At 67.4% G+C, this 18,459-nt stretch carries 13 protein-coding genes and 4 tRNA genes; 9 read left to right on the forward strand and 8 right to left on the reverse strand.

The features are described 5' to 3' along the window. Positions 1-232: 232 nt before the first annotated feature. Positions 233-3,151, reverse strand: coding sequence for a hypothetical protein (locus ACFVM3_RS27125; RefSeq protein WP_378442805.1), 2,919 nt, complete (start codon positions 3,149-3,151; stop codon positions 233-235). Between the two features lie 275 nt (positions 3,152-3,426). Next, positions 3,427-4,443, reverse strand: a complete 1,017-nt coding sequence (locus tag ACFVM3_RS27130) for a hypothetical protein (RefSeq protein ID WP_378442806.1) — start codon at positions 4,441-4,443, stop codon at positions 3,427-3,429. Between the two features lie 524 nt (positions 4,444-4,967). Between ACFVM3_RS27130 and ACFVM3_RS27135 the strand changes: the two genes are divergently transcribed. Continuing rightward, on the forward strand, positions 4,968-5,609 hold the full coding sequence (locus ACFVM3_RS27135; protein ID WP_378442807.1) for a response regulator transcription factor: 642 nt from the start codon (positions 4,968-4,970) through the stop codon (positions 5,607-5,609). A gap of 100 nt (positions 5,610-5,709) precedes the next feature. Here ACFVM3_RS27135 and ACFVM3_RS27140 read toward each other — a convergent pair whose 3' ends face one another. Together ACFVM3_RS27140 and ACFVM3_RS27145 are read right to left on the reverse strand one after the other, a co-directional pair. Then, on the reverse strand, positions 5,710-6,507 hold the full coding sequence (locus ACFVM3_RS27140; protein ID WP_378442808.1) for a hypothetical protein: 798 nt from the start codon (positions 6,505-6,507) through the stop codon (positions 5,710-5,712). Positions 6,508-6,832: 325 nt separating this feature from the next. Further along, positions 6,833-7,429: a TetR/AcrR family transcriptional regulator gene (locus ACFVM3_RS27145; protein ID WP_378442809.1), complete on the reverse strand. Its 597-nt coding sequence runs from the start codon at positions 7,427-7,429 to the stop codon at positions 6,833-6,835. A gap of 87 nt (positions 7,430-7,516) precedes the next feature. Here ACFVM3_RS27145 and ACFVM3_RS27150 point away from each other — a divergent pair, with 87 nt between their 5' ends. From ACFVM3_RS27150 to ACFVM3_RS27160, 3 genes are read left to right on the forward strand one after another with little or no spacing between them, the layout of a single operon-like run. Next, positions 7,517-8,743, forward strand: coding sequence for an amidohydrolase family protein (locus tag ACFVM3_RS27150; RefSeq protein ID WP_378442810.1), 1,227 nt, complete (start codon positions 7,517-7,519; stop codon positions 8,741-8,743). Then, on the forward strand, positions 8,740-9,594 hold the full coding sequence (locus tag ACFVM3_RS27155) for an alpha/beta hydrolase (protein WP_378442811.1): 855 nt from the start codon (positions 8,740-8,742) through the stop codon (positions 9,592-9,594). The genes ACFVM3_RS27150 and ACFVM3_RS27155 overlap by 4 nt, the downstream gene beginning before the upstream one ends. After that, on the forward strand, positions 9,584-10,882 hold the full coding sequence (locus ACFVM3_RS27160) for an NAD(P)/FAD-dependent oxidoreductase (protein WP_378442812.1): 1,299 nt from the start codon (positions 9,584-9,586) through the stop codon (positions 10,880-10,882). The genes ACFVM3_RS27155 and ACFVM3_RS27160 overlap by 11 nt, the downstream gene beginning before the upstream one ends. A gap of 377 nt (positions 10,883-11,259) precedes the next feature. Here ACFVM3_RS27160 and ACFVM3_RS27165 read toward each other — a convergent pair. The 4 genes from ACFVM3_RS27165 to ACFVM3_RS27180 form a co-directional block, all read right to left on the reverse strand. Further along, positions 11,260-11,334 (reverse strand) — tRNA-Val (locus ACFVM3_RS27165). A 1-nt stretch (position 11,335) separates the two neighbouring features. Then, positions 11,336-11,406, reverse strand: a tRNA-Cys gene (locus ACFVM3_RS27170). Positions 11,407-11,431: 25 nt separating this feature from the next. Continuing rightward, positions 11,432-11,504: transfer RNA gene (locus ACFVM3_RS27175), tRNA-Gly, on the reverse strand. Positions 11,505-11,639: 135 nt separating this feature from the next. Continuing rightward, positions 11,640-12,065: an SsgA family sporulation/cell division regulator gene (locus tag ACFVM3_RS27180; RefSeq protein WP_005159130.1), complete on the reverse strand. Its 426-nt coding sequence runs from the start codon at positions 12,063-12,065 to the stop codon at positions 11,640-11,642. A 400-nt stretch (positions 12,066-12,465) separates the two neighbouring features. Between ACFVM3_RS27180 and ACFVM3_RS27185 the strand changes: the two genes are divergently transcribed. The 5 genes from ACFVM3_RS27185 (at position 12,466) to ACFVM3_RS27205 (ending at position 18,401) form a co-directional block, all read left to right on the forward strand. Next, a tRNA-Val gene (locus ACFVM3_RS27185) sits at positions 12,466-12,537 on the forward strand. Between the two features lie 881 nt (positions 12,538-13,418). Further along, positions 13,419-14,945, forward strand: coding sequence for a sugar transferase (locus ACFVM3_RS27190; protein ID WP_378442813.1), 1,527 nt, complete (start codon positions 13,419-13,421; stop codon positions 14,943-14,945). Between the two features lie 109 nt (positions 14,946-15,054). Beyond that, positions 15,055-15,669 carry a malonic semialdehyde reductase gene (locus ACFVM3_RS27195; RefSeq protein WP_125683095.1) on the forward strand — a complete coding sequence of 205 codons (615 nt, stop codon included), beginning with the start codon at positions 15,055-15,057 and terminating at the stop codon, positions 15,667-15,669. Positions 15,670-15,807: 138 nt separating this feature from the next. Then, a complete protein-coding gene (gene thrS, locus ACFVM3_RS27200) occupies positions 15,808-17,868 on the forward strand; it encodes a threonine--tRNA ligase (protein ID WP_378442814.1) in 2,061 nt (686 codons plus the stop codon). Continuing rightward, positions 17,865-18,401, forward strand: coding sequence for an HIT family protein (locus ACFVM3_RS27205; protein WP_378442815.1), 537 nt, complete (start codon positions 17,865-17,867; stop codon positions 18,399-18,401). Before thrS ends, ACFVM3_RS27205 begins: the two co-directional genes overlap by 4 nt. Positions 18,402-18,459: the final 58 nt, after the last annotated feature.

The raw sequence follows: 18,459 nt of genomic DNA on the forward strand, positions 1-18,459 counted from the left end.
CGGGTGCCAGCGGGCTGGTGCCCGCGGTTGTGTCGGTCGCCTGGTTACTTGTTCGCGAAGGCCCGGTGGCCTCCTCGGCGTGGGCCACACCCACGCCGAGGAGCATCAAGCCACCTGCGAGTAACCCGGCCTGGATGGACCGTTTTACCCAGGTACGCATGAGAAACCTTTCCAAGCTCTGCTGGTTGATCAGTGATCTGGGCGGTGTCCGGTTGTCGTCAGCCAGTACCTGTCAGTGCGTGCCGGTGACCGCGGACAGCGGCGACGTGGTCGATCCGGTCGACGACGCCGATCCGGTCGATGTGGTCGACGTGGCGGATCCGGTCGACGTGGTCGATCCGGTCGTGGCGGTCGACTTGGTCGCCTTCGCCGACACAGCCGACTTGGTCGACACGGCCGACTTGGTGGACGTGGCCGACGTGACCGATCCGGTCGTGGCGGTCGCTGTGGCCGGGTCGCACGTGCACACACCGGTGGTGGTGTAGTTCAGCGAGAACCCGGCGGTCGAGGTGTTGCCGGCGGCGTCCTTACCGGTGAAGGTCGCCTTCACCGTCTTGGTGCCGGGGCTCGCGGTGAACGTGATCGTGCACTGGGTACCGGCACCCGGGGCGAGCGTCGTGGCGGCGCAGCCGACCTGGCCGTTCTGCGAGGTGCCCCGCAGGTTGGTGATCGGCGCGGTGCCGGTGTTGGTCATCCGCACCTTGATGGTCGACTTGCTGCCGGCCTGGACGGTCGCGGTCGAGTTCGGTCCGACCACGGCGCCGTTGACCGTGGGGTTGCCGGTGATGGTCAGCTTGCCGGTGCCCGCGGGCGTACCGGTGTAGAAGACCCGGCAGCTCTTGCTCTGCTGGGTGCCGTTCGGACCCGACACGGTGAAGTTGAACTGCGCGGTGTTCGAGCCCGGCCGCGCGGTCGTGGTGACCGTGCAGCGGGTGGTGCTGCCCGGCGCCAACTGGCCCGAGCCGCAGTTCAACGTGCCGAGCGAGGTGTTGCCACCCAGCCCGGACACCGGGACGGTGCCGTTGTTGGTCACCGGAACCGTGATGGTGACCGTGCTACCCGACGGAACGTTCGGCCCGGGGGCGGTCCCCGCGGCCTTCCCGTTCACCAGCGGAGTGCCGACGGAGATACTCGCCGACGGCTGCGGCTGCGGCTGCGGCTGCGGTTGCGGCTGCGGGACCGGAACAGGAACCGGAGTCGGCTGCGGCTGGGGCTGCGGGACCGGGACCGGAACCGGGGTCGGCTGCGGCTGCGGCTGCGGAACCGGGACTGGAACCGGAGTCGGCTGCGGAACCGGGGTCGGCTGCGGTGTCGGGTGCGGAACCGGGCTCGGCTGCGGAATCGGGGCCGGGGTCGGCTGCGGGTTGCCCAGCAGTCCGGTCACGGGGCCCAAGAGTCCACCGAGGTCCGGCAGGCCGGGCAGTCCGGGAAGACCGGGCTGGGTCGGCGTACCGGGCTCACCGGGGGTACCCGGCAGGGGCAGGCTCGGCAGACCCGGAAGAGGCAGCCCCGGAAGACCCGGCGCGGGCGTACCCGGAGCAGGTGTGCCGGGAGCAGGTGTGCCGACGTAGCGGATCGTCGTCTCCGAGCTGACGGTCGTGCCGTCAGGCTTGGTGCCGGTGATCGTCAGCTTCGCGCTCTGCGAGCCCGGCTTCGCCGGTGCCGTGAACGTGTAGGTGACGGTGCCGCCCGGTGCGACCGAGGTCGCGGACGGGGTGACGGTGCCGCCGGGGAACGAACCGCTCAGGTTGGTGATCGGCTCGGTGCCCTTGTTGGTGAAGGTGACCGAACCCGAGACCGGCGAGCCGGCCGGGATGGTCGGACCCTCGCCCGAGATCGGCGTGCCGCCGATGGCCGGGACGCCCGGTTGCATCGGAGACGACCCCGGGGCGCCGGGGGCGGTCGGCGAACCACCGAGCGCGCCTCCGATGAGCGGCAGGCCACCGGTCGGGAGGCCGCTGGTGAGGGTGTCGCCGCTCGAGCCGGGCAGGCCCGGCAGGCCGAGCGACTGGAGCGTCTGGATGTTGTCGGTGATCTTCAGGACGTCCAGCATCGCGGCCGGGTCACCGCTGCTCATCTTGTCGAACGCGGTCTGCCACAGCAGGCGCATGGCGTCGAAGTTGTTGCCCGCGAAGGACAGGTACTCGTCCGGGGTGAACACCGTGTCGGGTCCGAGCCGGTTCATGATCTCGGCGACCTGGAGGGTGTTGTAGAGGTAGTCCGGCGCCAGGACCTTCGCCGGGTCGGGAATGCTCGGCATTCCCTTCTGGACGAAGTTGGCCACCTTGTCCGGCGTCGGCAGCCGGGACATGTCGATGGCCATGGTCTTGGTGTCGATGGGCAGGCCCATGCCGCCGCATCCGGTCGCCATCGTGAGGTAGTCGGTGCCGTGGCCCCGCACGTGCGAGGGGTTGAAGATCGGGATCCAGCCCAGCGGTCCGCCGTAGGCGTCGATGACCGGCATGTGCGAGTTCCCGATCGCGCCGCTGGCCATGGACAGGATCAGGTTCTTGTACGCCGGGTCCGTGTGGTAGGTCAGGGCGTGGGAGTTGCTGCCCAGCAGCGGGATCCCGTCCTCGTTCTTCCACATGTGCTGCAGGAAGAAGTCGCACGCGTCGCCGCCGCCCTCATGGGAGGTGTCCCCGGTCGAGTGGGCACCGCCGGACTGGTTCGGGTCGACGGACGTCTGCTTCGTCTCGCCACCGAACAGGCCACCGGTGAAGATGCCACCGCTGAGCACGTCGCCGCTGAGGAACTTGCCCACGGTCGGGATCTGCGCGGTCGGGAGGTCCCCGCCGGACGAGGTCGTCGAGGGCAACAGGCTGGTCGAGGGCTGGCTGTGGGTGCCGCTGGTGCCGCTGGTTCCGGAAGCACTCACCGGCGAGCTGGGCTGAGAGCTCGCGAACAGTGAGGTGGTGTCCGTTCCGGAAAGGCCAAGGCCATCCAGGCCCGGCAATGAGGCAGCGGCGGCGTTGGCGGCCAGACCGACCAGTGCGAAGGTCGCGGTGACCGATATCGCGGCCGCGCGGGCCGGGCCGCGCACTACGCGGTTCGACCGGCGGGAAAACGGATTCGCCGGAGAAAGGCCGATGGAGGCCTTTCCACCGGGGACGTCGGCGCGATGGCGCCGAGTCCAACGGGTGAATTTCATTTCTACGCTCCAGTTCATGAGCGCCTGCCGATAACGGATAAAATCGGCGAGGCGGTTGACGTGTCTGCTGTGAAACGGGTTTGTTCGCCGACAGCCCTGGACACCAGCCGTTGATGGAGGTAGTGGCAGCGGGAGCTACCGACTCGCGATATCAGCCCATGAGTTCGCGAGCCGGCCGTCGAGCTTGCACCTCGACGGTCCTGCTGTCGCTACCGATCAAAGGATTTGCTCAGCGATTCACTGTGATCGCTTACGCGGTGAACGCAGCCGACACGTCAGTCGGGCGACACTGGAGGTTGCTGCGCACGCATGCGCAGCGGAGCGACGTCATCCGGAGTGACACTCCAGCAGCCGAGCCGCCGGTCGTGAGCGGCCCTTCCGGGCAGCACGATCGCGCCGTGCGCGTGCCCACCGCCCGAGCCTGCCGACGAAGTGCCGTTACCGGACCCGACGGCGCCGATGGGCGCCGCCGGGAAACCAAGGGGAAGCCGGTCGACCGGGCGCTGCGAGCCGATACCGGCAGGCGCCGCCGTCACGATCGACCGCTGGACCGAGTCCAGGGCGTGGTACTCGCTCACGCAGAACGCGCAGCCGCCGCCGAGCGGAGTCACCGGGGCGGGCGTCGCAGGCAGGTCCGGCGCCGGTGTCGTCCGCGGTGCCGCGGAAGCCGCGGTGGTCGTGGCGGCGGTCGCGGCAGGGGTGGGTTGCGGGCGGGGTGCCGACGACCGAGTCGAGTCCGCCGAAACCGTCACCGTTGCCGTGATCGTGACGACGCCCGTGGCCGTGGCGCCGGGCTGCAGACCGGTGCTGGAAACGACGGGCGCGATCGCGGACACCGTGCCGCTGAGCGCGTTTGTGACCGGGGTGTCGACCGTGCGGCTCACCGTGGTGACGGCATCGCGCACCACGGTGTCGACGGTCCGGGTGAGCGTGGCGGCCGTCTCCACCGCCGAGCCGACCTGCTTGATCGCCGGAGCCAACGTCGGCACGGCGGAGCCGACAAGGGCGCTGGTCCGCGCCACGGTCGTGTTCACCAGCGAGGCGACCGAGTTCGTCGCCGGCACCGCGATCGGCTCGGCAGGCCCTGCAATCTGAGCGGTGACGCTCATGGACTGGCACGCCGTCGGCGCGTCGACCAGGTCGCATCCGGTATCAGCAGCGGCGGTGGAGTTCCCGAAGGCGCTCACGGCGGCGAATCCGGCGAGGACGAACGTACCGAGCAGGACGGCGCGGCAGACCACGACTAGGCATGTCGCCTGCCGCCATCGTGTGGCTTCGCCCTGCTCGCCCACTCGAAGGACGGAGCGCCCACGAAGACCGCGTGAAACGGGCGCCGAGCCCGTTTCACCGCAGGTCGTTCGCAGCCACACCATCGCACTCCACCATTTCCGGCTTGCTCGAAAGCGGTTGCCCCAACGGCTGACAGTAAGGACTCGTCAGGCAATAGGGAATGGCCACTTACGGGACCCGTCGCCGCCACCCCTTACAGTCCCCGGATCTCGAATGAGCCACTCTCCGTCGGTGCCGGAATGCGGAAAACTCGATGATATGTGCACGATCGGGTGAATCGGGATAATGGTGGTCAACCGCTTGTCTTGATCCAGGCCGGAGACGGTCGATGGGGAACGGTTACGGTTTGATAACTCGACGTCGTCGTTGCTGGTAGCGCGCGATGCGGCGAGGCGGTACTGGGGTGAAGAACTTTCGAGCCATGTGCCTGCTCTGTACCTGGCTGACGATGAGTGTCGGGCTCGGGCGGCCACATAAACTTCGAACATTCCGCGTAAGAGAATGGGTGGACCTTCGTTTCCAAGGTATGGAGGCCGTGTTCAATCCCCGAAACGAGCGCGATGGCGAAGAATCTTCGGAAACGGCGGTCGCGGTGGCGATATTGGTCTACGCCGACCGACTGAATACCCGCCACGGGGTCGCGCGCTTGCTGCAGGGCGCGCCGGGAATCGGGCGGGTCGAATGTGCCGCGACCGCCAACGAACTCATCGGCAGGTACTCCCGGTCGCCTGCCGACGTGGTGCTCGTCGCGGTGCGGCCGGGCGAGCGGTCCGGTCCCGCCGCCGCGGCGCGGTTGCTGTCGATAGCCCCCGACGCCTCGGTGATCATGTTCGGATCGTCCGGCACCTGCGCCGGAGCGACCAGCGCACTGGTGCCCGGCATCGGCGGATTCCTCCAGCAATACGACGGCCTGTACCCCGAGCTGACCATTGTCGCCGGGCGGCGCGGCACCACACTGCCCGATACCGAATCTCCCCATCTGTCCGAACGTGAACTCCAGGTCCTCTGGGGTATGGCCCACGGCAAAAGGAACACGCAGATCGGCGCTGATCTCGAACTCTCCGAAGACAGCGTCAAAACCCACTGCAAACGGATCTTCCGCAAACTGGGCGTCCACGACCGCGCCGAAGCGGTCGCCGCCGGCTTCCGCGCCGGTTTCCTGTCCTGACCCCGACTCGTGACTCCGCTCCGGTTCGGGAGCGGAGCGCTCACGCTTTCTGATGCCATGGCGCGGGCCGAGCGGGGCGGCGCCCGGCCCGCGCGTGCCGTCAGGCCAGGCGGACCTGGAAGACGGCGACCCTGGCGTCATGCCCGTCCACGCGCATGTCCACGGTCTTGGTGTCGATGAACTGCTCCTGGACGACGCCGTTGCCTGCCAGCCAGTTGATGCGGTCGATCCCGGTGCCGAAGCACCGGCGCTCCGCGGCCAGGCTGGTTGCCTTGTAGTAGTTCGGGTTGTTGGTGTCCGCGGTCCAGAAGACCAGGCGCCCGACGTTGTGGTGCGCGAGCACGCGACTGGCGTGGATTCTCTTGTGCTCGTTCCACTCGTCGCGCAGGTCGGCGCGCTGGTCGCCGTTGTACGCGTTCGCGATGTAGTGCGAGTTGATCAGCGCGAACTGGAGCGTCGGGTGGCTCTGGTGACGCACCACGACCTCGTTGATCCAGCGTGGCGGGGTCACCCCGGTGATGCCGCCGTGTACATACGTGGTCTTCGCGCTCGCCACCTCCCATGGCTGCGGGATCGAGATCGGGATCCGGAACGACGTGTTGTGCCGCAGGAACGCGTTGTTGTACAGGGGTCCGAAGTAGTGGTCGATCATCGCGGGCTCACCGGTGTCGCCTTCGTTGATCTCCTGCCAGCCGACCAGAGGCCGCACCAGGGAGTCGCAGTTGCGGACGGCGTCGATCGCGGCCTCGCGCGCCCCGAGGTTGTCGCGGCCGATGTTGGCGGTGACGATCGGCAGCCGGATCCATCCCGTCGCGGCGGAAGCAGTATCGGTACCGGCGGCCAGGACGCCGAGCGCGGCACCTCCACCGAGAGCGAGCGCCTTGCGTCTGTTGAGCATTCCGGACACAGCAGATTCCCTTCTCGCGCTGTCACTGCGGGACACAGCCCGTCAAAGTGTCACAGAATGCGGCCCGATTGTGACCCCCGCGCGCCAAAACTGCCGGTTGCCGGTCAGCGCTCGCAGAGCACGGTCGGGTCAGAAGAAAGGGCATCGCGAGGGCCGCGACCACTTGACTCCGTTGATGCGCCACTCTCGTGACGGGCGGGTTCCGGTGGATGGGCCGGAAGGCGGCTGAATCTGGTCGGGTGACGTCGGGATCGGTTGCCTGACGGGCGGCCGACGACGCCCAAGTAGCGCCACCGCGACCTGCGTGACGCCCTGCTCATGGCCCCGGGCGTGTCCGTGGCACGGAGTGGTCCTTGCTTATGCGCAGGATCAAGGCGACCGCGTCCTCCGAGCGGACTCCTGGCGTCAGCAGTTCCTGCAGGAGCAGGCCACGTATCGCGGCGACGACGACGGTGGCCATGGTCAGCGCTTCCTCGGTGCCGAGCCCTTCGCGTTCCGCGAGCGAGGCCAGCATCTTGGTCAGGTCGTCGAGGGAGTCGATGAACTCACGAAAGTCCTGTGGGTTGTACGCGGCGAGTCCGGCGACGTGGAAGAAGCCGCGGACACGTGACAGCAGCTCGGGGCGAGTGTATGTACGCCAGATCGCCAGCACGAAGTCGTCGAAGGTGCCCTGCCGGGCGGCCTCGAGAAGCGCTTCGTTGTCACGAGATCGCTGTGCCTTCAACATGGCCGCCAAGACGCCCGGGAGCGACCCGAAGTGGTATCGCAAGTGGGCGTGGGTGGTCCCGGCCCTGGCCGCGATCTCACGAAGCGACACCTCGGGGGCGGGCAAGTCCTCGCCGAAGGCGTCGAGAAGTCGAGCTAGGAGACGCTCGTGCGCCTCGCCCTTGCGTTCCGTGCTTGACAGGATCACTCCCACAGTTTATCCATTGGATAAGAGCCTGGCGGCGCCGTGCCGCTGACACATGATCGCAGTCAGCGCCAGTGGAGGGAACGACTCGTGGAACGGTGTCAAGTGGTCGGCGCGACGGTCGTCGACGGGTCGGGTCGCGAACCCGGCGACATTGACGTCAGCATCGAAGACGGGCGCATCACCGAGCTTGGTACCTCCGGCGCGCGCGGTGAGCGCCTGGATGCCGGGGGGCTGACGATGACGCCCGGCCTGATCGACGCTCACGTTCACCTGGGCTTGTCGAGCCCGATCCAGCCGCAGTTCTCGTTTCGGATCAGTGCCGCCGAGCTCGCCGCGGACATCTTCGCCACGGCCGGTGCGACGCTCGACGCCGGCTTCACGACGGTTCGGGACACGGGCGGGATCGACGGCGGCCTCGTCACCACGATCGCCAAGGGCAAGATCAGGGGGCCGCGCGTCCTGTCCTGCGGACCGGTTCAATGCCAGATCGGCGGGCACGGCTACTACGGGGCCGACTGGGAACCTGCTGAGCTGTGGAGCAGCCATCACGTTCCGGGGCTGTGCGCCTTGTCCATGATGTCGGGCAACGCGGACGAGCTGCGGCACAACGTGCGCGAAGCCTTCCGTCGCGGAGCCTCCTTTCTGAAGCTCTGCGTGACCGGCGGCGTGGTCGGGGCGCACGACCGGCTGACCGACACCCAGTTCACCGTCGAGGAGATCGCCGTCGCCGTCGAGGAAGCAGCGGCGCGGGGCACCTACGTGACCGTTCACGCCCACAACAACGACGGCATCCGGAACGCGGTCGAGGCCGGGGTGCGTTGTGTCGAGCACGGCACCGACCTCGACGAGTCCACGGCCACCCTGATGGCCACTCGCGACGTCGCCCTCGTGCCCACGTTCGCCGTAGTCGAGCAACTGCTGCACGACACCGCCGGCGCCGGCCTCGACGAATCGACCCGCGATCGGGTACTGGGTGTTCGCGAGCGGATGACCGAGGCGCTCTCTGTCGCCAAGGAAGCCGGAGTACGGATCGGGCTGGGTTCCGATCTCATCGGACCGGTTCAGCACCGTCGAGGCGAGGAGCTCAGCCTGCGCGCGAAGCTCGAAACACCGATGGAAGCTCTCGTGTCGGCCACCAAGACCAACGCCGAGATCCTCGGCTTGTCCGGCCAAGTCGGTGTCATCGCACCCGGCGCGCAGGCCGACCTCGTGTTGTGGAACGGCAACCCGGTCGAAGACCCGGAGCTGTTCGCCGATCCCGCCAACGCCGTCCTCGTTCTCAAGGCCGGCCGAGTTGTGAAGGACCTTCGATGAGCACTATGTGGCAGGGCTGCCTCACCGACACCGACTACTTCGAGATGCGCTCCAGCGGCGGGCATGACTACGGGGTCTGGGTCACCACGCCACCGGGCTACGACCCCGCCACGACCCAGGCGCCTGTCGTGTATGTGCTCGACGGCAACTGGGCGGTGGGCCTGACGGCTCCGCTCATCGTCACCCAGGCGGATCCCATGCAGCGGATCCAGCCCTATATCCAAGTCAGCGTCGGCTACGCGGGTGAGGAAGCACAGCACTGGGATCGGCTGCGTAACCGCGACCTCGTGCCGCCCGGCGAGCCCATCGCCAAGGAACTCATCGATGCCGTGGAGCTGGGAGTCCAAATGGGCGCGAGGACCCGCGAGGAATCCGACGCCTACCTCGCCGAATTGCGCGACACCCATGCCGATGCGTTCCTGAGTTTCCTCACCGCGGAACTGCACCCGCGGATCGAACACGACTACGGCACGGCTACGAGCGGTCACGGCCTTTTCGGCTACTCCTACGGCGGTCTTTTCAGCCTCTACACCTGGCTCACCGGCTGCACGCTCTTCGCGAGCATCGGAGCGGGCAGCCCCGGCGTCGCCGGTGAAGACAGTCAGATCTTCGCCCAGCTCGAAGAGATGGGCGACAGCCGGCCTGCCGCCAAGCTTCACGTGACTCTCAACGAGCAAGAGCTACTCGGAGACCTGCCCATCTACCAAAACCTCACGAAGAACACGGCCACCGTCCTGCACCGCCTCACCTCACGCGGCGAAGCCGTCACCAGCGCGGTCCTGCGCGAAACGCACGTGACCGGCCTGCAGGCCTCGTTCCTCAGCTACCTCAGGACCTGCCGTGCCCGGTAAGCGCCAGAGTGCCGATGTGGTCGTGGTCGGGGCGGGGGTGATCGGTTCGTCGATCGCCCTTGAGCTTGCCCGGTCGGGGCATCGGATCATCGTGCTCGATCAGGCCGCGGGCCCTGGACAGGGGTCGACCTCGGCATCGAGTGCGATCGTCCGGTTCAACTTCTCCACCACCGCCGGGGTGGCCACGGCGTGGGAGGCGCATTTCGGCTGGCTCGACTGGGCCGGCCACCTCGGGCACGATGTCGGCGACCTCGCCACGTTCCGCAAGAGCGGGTTGGTCATGCTGGACGTCGAGGCGGCCCCTCGTACGTCGTGGCTTCCGTTGTTCGACGAGATCGGTGTTCCCTACGAGGAATGGGACAGCGCGACCTTGGCCGAGCGCGTTCCCGGTATCGACACCGGCAGCTATTGGCCGCCCAAGCGGCTTGACGACGAGGAATTCTGGGAGGACGCGAAACACTCTCTCGGTGGCGTGTACACCCCGGATGCCGGTTACGTCTCGGACCCGGCCCTCGCCGCCGTGAACCTCGCCTCCGCGGCCTCGGCACGCGGGGCGGAATTCCGCTTCCGCAGCACGGTGACAGCGGTGGAGAAGGCCGGTGGGCGCGCGACGTCGGTGCGACTGTCGGACGGCACCCGCATTCCCTGTGCCGTCGTGGTCAACGCGGCGGGTCCGTGGTCAGGCGCGGTGAATCGGTTGGCCGGCGTGGGTTCCGACTTCACCGTCGGTGTGCGACCGATGAGGCAGGAAGTAGCGCACGTGTCCGCCCCGGAAGGCTACGGAGGGACCATGGTGGCGGACATGGATCTGGGGACCTATTTCCGCGGCGAAACAGGAGGGGGCCTGCTCGTCGGCGGAACGGAACCGGAGTGTGATCCGATGCAGTGGACCGACGACCCGGACGCCGTCGACATCCACCCGACGGCCGCGGTTTTCGAGGCCCAGGTGACGCGGGCCGCACGGAGGCTGCCCGACCTGACGGTGCCCAACCGGGCGCGCGGCGTCGTCGGCGTCTATGACGTCGCCGACGATTGGACGCCGATCTACGACCGCACCGAACTCGACGGCTTCTACCTCGCGATCGGAACGAGTGGCAACCAGTTCAAGAACGCGCCGGTCGTGGGACAGCTGATCACAGAGCTGATCAACCAGGTGGAGAACGGCGCCGACCACGACGCGTCACCCGTCCGGTTCCAGGCCCCGCGTACCGGCCTGGAGATCGACCTGGGCGTGTTCTCCCGTAAGCGCAGCCGAAACACCGCGAACTCGGGCACGGTGATGGGCTGAGCCGGAACTCGGGCGAGGCCAACACCCTGAGGGAGCGACAGGCGGCACGCCGGCTCTTCGAAGACACCCTCGCCCGGCGTCGCCGCGTCCCTGGGGCGCGGCTCGTTTTTAACACCCGTTCCCCCAACGCGACGGCAGGACGTCCGGGGCCCCGGCACAGCCCGGAGTTGTACCGCTCTTTATAAGACGACTCCACATCGATTCACGACTGCCGGTCCAGAGCCCCGAGAGGACGAAGCTGGGGGAGTGGTCGTTCCCGCACCTGCACGCCACGTTCGGTGAGAGCAATCGGCGACGACCCCGGGGTCCATCGCCTTTTTACGACTGAAGCCCCGCCCCTCCGAGGAGGAGCAGGGCTTCCGACCTGCGAAAACAGATGGTGCGCGATACTGGGATTGAACCAGTGACCTCTTCCGTGTCAGGGAAGCGCTCTCCCGCTGAGCTAATCGCGCGAGGTGGAGACGGGATTCGAACCCGTGTACACGGCTTTGCAGGCCGTTGCCTCGCCTCTCGGCCACTCCACCGTGTCAGGCCCGAGAGGGCCTTCCGAGCGGATGACGGGATTCGAACCCGCGACCCTCACCTTGGCAAGGTGATGCGCTACCAGCTGCGCTACATCCGCACATCCTCGGTCCGGCTGAAGCTCAGAACCCCATGGTTCCGTTCCTCACCCCGTCGCCGTGGTGTGTGTGAACACTATCCGATCCCGAAAAGGGCCCTGCAACCGGGGTGCCACTTGCTGTTCGCAAGGCCGTCATCAGGCCAGATCGTTGGGAATCAGGTGGGTCAGCGCGTCGTCGACGTCGACCCACAGGTGCTCGTTGCCCGGGAGCACGACGTCGTAGGTCCGGTCGAGGAAGTCGGCCAGCTCCTGAGCGGACGCCTCGAACATGGCGTGCCCGGACGGCGAGTTCAGTTCGATGAGGACGGACTCGGGGTCTTCGACGGAGGGGCGGATGCGTACGTCGCCGTCGCCCGCGTCGGCCAGGAGGCCGTCCGCGAGGAGGTCGCGCGCGTAGACCCACTCGACCCAGCCGGCGCGGCCGGTGCGGAAGGCGGCCACGACCGCGTACGGGTCGCGTGTGTCGTATCGCAGTTCCACCTTGACCGGGACCGCGGGGGTCCGCGGCGCCAGGAGGTCGAACACCGCCGTCGAGCGGAGCGTCACGTGATCGTTGCGCATCGTCCTACCCTTCGTCTCCTTCCCGGCCCGGTCGAACCGAGTGGCGATGATGTGACGTATCGGCCGGTTGATCGGAACGCGGTTTTGCCGCAGATCACCCGGACGGGGTCATCGGACCCCGGGTCCGTCCTCCGTCACCCCATCATCACCCGCGCGACGCGCAGCCCTACATGCGCCCTGCAGGCAGTCCACATGTACATACTGCGCGGTTTAGTCGTCACGCGATAGCACCGTCGCACGAATGTCGAAACGCGTCGCGGGCGCCCCCCGGCCAGGACAGCCCTGGCTAGCTCGCGGTTGTTCGCTCCGTACTTGCCGGTGAGCGGAGTGTGGTCGGACGGAACCACCCATTTGCAGGCCCCCTAAAGTCGTGGGGTAGAGTCTCCGGAACACCGCGAGCGGGCGATTAGCTCAGCGGGAGAGCGCTTCGTTCACACCGAAGAGGTCACTGGTTCGATCCCAGTATCGCCCACCGGATGAAGGCCCTGGACCGATGGTCCGGGGCCTTGATTCATTCTCGGGGTGAGCCCGTCCGGCGGTATTCGATCCCCAGGTCGGACGCGGGTTATGTGGGGGCGGCACTTCTGCCGTCCCGCCCGGCGCCACTGGAGCGGCCGAATCTCTCGGCGCGGCCGAGGGGTGTGGGATGCCACGGTTCGAAGATCTCCGAAGCCCCTCCTTCCGGCTGGTGTGGACACTCGTCGGACATCTCGCGTCACGGCGCGAAAGTGTCGCATGATCGGACCACTGAGACATCCATGTGATCCTCGGCACGAAGTGTCCACCGAAAGGTCCAGACCACAAGGAAGGTGATGTGGGACATGGCCTGACGGCTCGCACGCCCGGCCGCCGAGGCGGGGTCGCCGTGATGCTGACGTGATGTGACGAAACGCCACTCCGGTGACCGATTGACAAGGTAGGTCGGCTCGCGGTGAGCGCGTTCGGCGGGCGGCCGCCCGCCGGTGGCGCGAAATCCACAGTGGACCGATCGGGGATCGGCTCGCGTGAACCGTCTACTGTGGAGGTTTCGGGGCTGTTCGGCCGATCGGGGAAGCGATGCTCCAAGTGGCCGCGAATCAGGGGAATTCGTGACTACTTTGCGTAGTTGTTCGGCGGATACGGTCTATTACGCATCGTCATCATGTTGTTATCAACACGGCATTCATTTGCCGGATGCTCCCCAAGGGTGTGGCTGGAAATCCTTGTAACGATGGGCGGAGAGTGGCCGATACCTTGGCGTGTGTCGCCCCTTCGGCCGCTGAGAGAGCTTGGGAATCGATCACTCTTCGAGATCGCTCTCATTTACTCAGCGTGTTGATCCGGCGTTCGGGATTCCCCACTCCGGGAGGTCTGATGGAAGAGTCGGTGCGGCCGTCGTCCACCGTCAACGGGACGCCGCAGCACATCGACCTTCAGTCGATCCCGCTTCCCCCGCAACGGGGTACGGGCGACGCCGCCGCGGTCGGCACGACGTCGGCTCGGCCGCCTTACGCGGCTTGGGAATCGCGTTACCGCGCGTGGGTCGTCGGTAGTGACGTTTTCACCGCTTTCGTGCTCATCGTGATGAGCGCCTTTCTGATCGATCGATCCGATCCGCACGACATGCACGCGCTCGGGACCGCCGCGGCCTTCCTGTTCGGGTTGTCGGTCTGCCGTGCCTGGAGTCCGCGTGTGCTGGGCGAAGGGGCGGAGGAATACCGGACGCTGGGGCGTGGCCTGGTGACCACCGCCGTTCTGGTCGCGTTGGGCGGCCTGCTCTTCGGCGCCCTCGCCGTGCAGCCGTGGGTCTTCATCGTCGTCCCGATGATCTCCGTCTTCATGTTCCTGCAGCGGTACGCGCTGAGACAGGTGCTGCACCGGCGCAGGCGGCTCGGTGAATGCCTGCTGCCGGTGCTCGCGGCGGGAAGCCCCGACACGGTCGCCGACCTCATCGCGCGCACCAAGGCCGATCCTCATGTCGGCTGGCGGGTGGAAGCCGTCTGCACGTATTCCGGAGCCGGCGTGGAACGGGGGAGCGGTGAGGTGGAAGGCGTGCCGATCGTCGGGAAGCTCGACGATCTCGCGGGCCACGTCCGCCGCGGCGGCTACCGCGTCGTCGCCGTGACCGCCGATCAGCACTGGAACCCGAAACGCCTGCAGCGGCTCGCCTGGGATCTCGAAGGGACCTCGGCCGAGATGGTGGTCGCGCCGATGCTGATGGAGGTCGCCGGTCCCCGGCTGAACGTCTCCGGTGTGCTCGGCATGCCGCTGCTGCGGGTCACCGCGCCGATGTTCACCGGTGGCCGCCGTCTGGTGAAGGAGGCGCTCGACCGCTTCGGTTCCGCGCTGCTCCTCACCCTCGTTTTCCCACTGCTGCTGGCGATCGCGGTCGCGATCAAGCTCGATGACCGCGGCCCGGTGATCTACCGGCAGCGCCGCGTCGGCCGCGACGGACACACCTTCACGATGCTGAAGTTCCGCACGATGGTCACGGACGCCGACAAGCTCAAGCGGGAACTCCAGGAGGACAACGAAGGCGCGGGCCCGCTGTTCAAGATGCGCAAGGATCCGAGGATCACCCGGGTCGGCGGCCTCCTTCGCCGGTACTCCCTCGACGAGCTGCCGCAGCTGCTCAACGTCGTGAGCGGGCGCATGTCACTCGTCGGACCTCGCCCGCCGCTGCCCGAGGAGACCGCGAAGTACGCCCCGGACGCGCGCCGCCGTCTCCTCGTCAAGCCGGGGTTGACCGGGCTCTGGCAGGTCAGCGGCCGCAGCGACCTCAGTTGGGCGGAGAGCATCCGCCTCGACCTGCGTTACGTCGAGGACTGGTCACTCGCTCTCGACCTGGTGATCCTGTGGAAGACCTTCCGTGCCGTGGTGCAGGGACGTGGCGCCTACTGACGTGTTTCTGTGACCGGACCCACACGCAGAGATAGTTGAGCGAGAAATAGTTCAGCGCTCAACTAGGTTGGGACCGGGTACAGGACGCGTACGGAAGGAAGATCCACCCATGACCACCAGCGTTGAGCCGACCGAAGCCTTGAACCTCCCGCAGGACGTTCAGGACCTGTTGTTCCGCGAGGCCCGCACCGCGAACAGCTTCAGCGACGAGCCGGTGACCGACGAGCAGATCCGCGCGATCTACGAGCTGGTCAAATGGGCCCCGACGTCGATGAACAACCAGCCGCTGCGCGCGCTGGTGATCCGCACCGAAGAGGGCAAGAAGCGCCTCGCCCCGCTGATGTCCGAGGGCAACCGCGCCAAGACCGAGGCCGCGCCCGTGACCGTCGTGCTGGCCGCGGACACCGAGTTCCACGAGAACCTGCCGCGCACGTTCCCGCACTTCCCGGGCGCCAAGGACCTGTTCGCCGACGAGGCGGGCCGCGTCGAGACCGCCAAGCTCAACGCGCTGCTGCAGGTCGGTTACTTCATCATCGGTGTCCGCGCCGCCGGGCTGGCCGCCGGCCCGATGACGGGCTTCGACGCCGAGGGCATCGACAAGGAGTTCTTCGCGGACAAGCCGTGGAAGTCCCTCGTCGTGATCAACGTCGGCAAGCCGGGCGACAACCCGTGGTTCGACCGCCTGCCGCGGCTGGACTTCGACGAGGTCGTCGAGACCGTCTGACCTCGTTCCTCGCCACGCGAAGGCCTTCTTCCGATGGGAAGGAGGCCTTCGCGCTGTTAGAGGTAATGCGCGTGAGACCTGTCGTGGCTGACGACTAACATCACACGAAACATCCGCCTTCATCGCGAGGAGTCCATCGTGTCCCAGCCGTCGTCAGTAGCAGCCGCAACCGCCCCGCGCGTGGTGGTACCGGCGGGCACTACGGCGGGCACCGCGGTCCGCGAAGCCGGGCTGCCGACCAAGGGGCCGGACACGATCGTCGTCGTGCGCGACGCCGAGGGGAACCTCCGCGACCTCTCCTGGGCCCCGGAGTCCGAGGCCGAGGTCGAAGCGGTCGCCGCCAATACCGAAGACGGCCGCATCGTCATCCGCCACTCCGCGGCCCACGTGCTCGCCCAGGCCGTGCAGCAGCAGTTCCCGCAGGCCAAGCTCGGCATCGGACCGCCGGTCAAGGACGGCTTCTACTACGACTTCGCCGTCGACACCCCGTTCACCCCGGAAGACCTGCAGGCGCTCGAAAAGCGCATGAAGCAGATCGTGAAGGGCGCGCAGCAGTTCTCCCGCCGCGTCTTCGACTCGGTCGACGAGGCCAAGAAGGAACTGGCCGACGAGCCGTTCAAGCTGGAACTGGTCGACATCAAGTCCGATGTGGACACCAGCGAGGTGATGGAGGTCGGCGGCGGCGAGCTGACCATCTACGACAACCTCGACCCGCGCACCAAGGAGCGCGTGTGGAGCGACCTCTGCCGCGGCCCGCACGTGCCGACCACCAAGTTCATCCCGGCGTTCAAGCTCACCCGCGTCGCCGCCGCGTACTGGCGCGGCGACGACAAGAACCCGCAGCTGCAGCGGATCTACGGCACCGCGTGGGAATCCGCGGAGGCGCAGGACGTCTACCTGGAGCGCCTCGCCGAGGCCGAGCGGCGCGACCACCGCAAGCTCGGTGTCGAGCTGGACCTGTTCTCCTTCCCCGACGAGATCGGCTCGGGGCTGCCGGTGTTCCACCCCAAGGGCGGGATCATCCGGCAGGAGATGGAGAACTACTCGCGCCAGCGGCACGTCGAAGCCGGGTACGACTTCGTCTACTCGCCGCATATCACCAAGGGCGCGCTGTTCGAGACCTCCGGTCACCTCGACTGGTACCGCGACGGCATGTACCCGGCGATGCACCTCGACGCCGAGCACAACGAGGACGGTTCGGTCCGCAAACCCGGCCAGGACTACTACCTCAAGCCGATGAACTGCCCGTTCCACGACCTGATCTTCCGTTCGCGCGGGCGTTCCTACCGGGAACTGCCGCTGCGGATGTTCGAGTTCGGCTCCGTGTACCGCTACGAGAAGTCCGGCGTGATCCACGGCCTGACCCGCGTGCGCGGCATGACGCAGGACGACGCGCACATCTTCTGCACCCTCGAGCAGGTGCCCGGTGAGCTGAAGTCCCTTTTGGACTTCGTGCTGAACCTGTTGCGCGACTACGGTCTCGACGACTTCTACCTCGAACTGTCCACTCGGAACGAAGAGAAGTACATCGGTTCCGAAGAGGTCTGGGCCGAGGCGACCGAGGTACTGCGCACCGCCGCGGTGGACTCCGGCCTGGAACTGGTGCCGGATCCGGGTGGCGCGGCGTTCTACGGGCCGAAGATCTCCGTGCAGGCGAAGGACGCGCTGGGCCGCACCTGGCAGATGTCGACCATCCAGCTGGACTTCATGCTGCCCGAGAAGTTCGAACTGGAGTACACCGCGGCCGACGGCAGCCGTCAGCGCCCGGTGATGATCCACCGCGCGCTGTTCGGTTCGATCGAGCGGTTCTTCGGCGTGCTGACCGAGCACTACGCGGGCGCGTTCCCGGCGTGGCTGTCGCCGGTCCAGGTGGTCGGCATCCCGATCACCGAGGACCAGGTCGAGCACCTGCGCGGGGTCGAGAAGGCGCTGCGGGCCAAGGGGATCCGGGTCAACGTCGACGCGAGCGACGACCGGATGCAGAAGAAGATCCGCACCCACACCACGCAGAAGGTGCCCTTCATGATCCTGGCGGGCGCGAAGGACGTCGAGGCCGGCGCAGTGTCGTTCCGGTTCCGTGACGGCGGCCAGATCAACGGTGTCCCAGTGGCCGACGCGGTCGAGGCGATCGCCGGCTGGATCCAGCGCCGCGAGAACGCTTCGCCGACCGCGGCGGGCTTGGAGGCGGTACTCCGGTGACGGGCCCCGATGGCCCTGAAGTCGTCGGACAGGACGGTGTGGGGGTCCCGGACGCGTTGCAGCGCCTGTGGACCCCGCATCGGCTCGCCTACGTGCAGGGGGCCAAGAAACCCGACGAGGGCTGCCCGTTCTGCCATCTCCCAGGGAAGAGCGACGAGGACGCGCTCATCATCGCGCGCGGGAAGACCGTGTACGTGGTGCTGAACCTGTACCCGTACAACCCCGGTCACCTGATGGCCGTGCCGTACCGGCATGTCGCGGACTACACGGATCTGACGGCGGAAGAGACCGTCGAGGTGGCGGAGTTCACCCAGCACGCGATGCGGGTGATCCGGGAGGTTTCGTCGGCGCACGGGTTCAACATCGGGATGAACCAGGGCGTGATCGCCGGCGCGGGGATCGCCGCGCATCTGCACCAGCACGTGGTGCCGAGGTGGGGTGGCGACGCGAACTTCATGCCGGTGATCGGGCATACGAAGGTGCTGCCGCAGTTGCTGGGGGAGACGCGGCAACTGCTGGCGGGTGCCTGGTAGGTCGCCTGGGCTGTGAAGCGCGTGAAGGCCCCCTTCCCTCGGCTGAGCCGAGGGAAGG

The sequence above is a fragment of the Amycolatopsis sp. NPDC057786 genome (assembly GCF_042797905.1).
Classification (GTDB): Bacteria; Actinomycetota; Actinomycetes; order Mycobacteriales; family Pseudonocardiaceae; genus Amycolatopsis.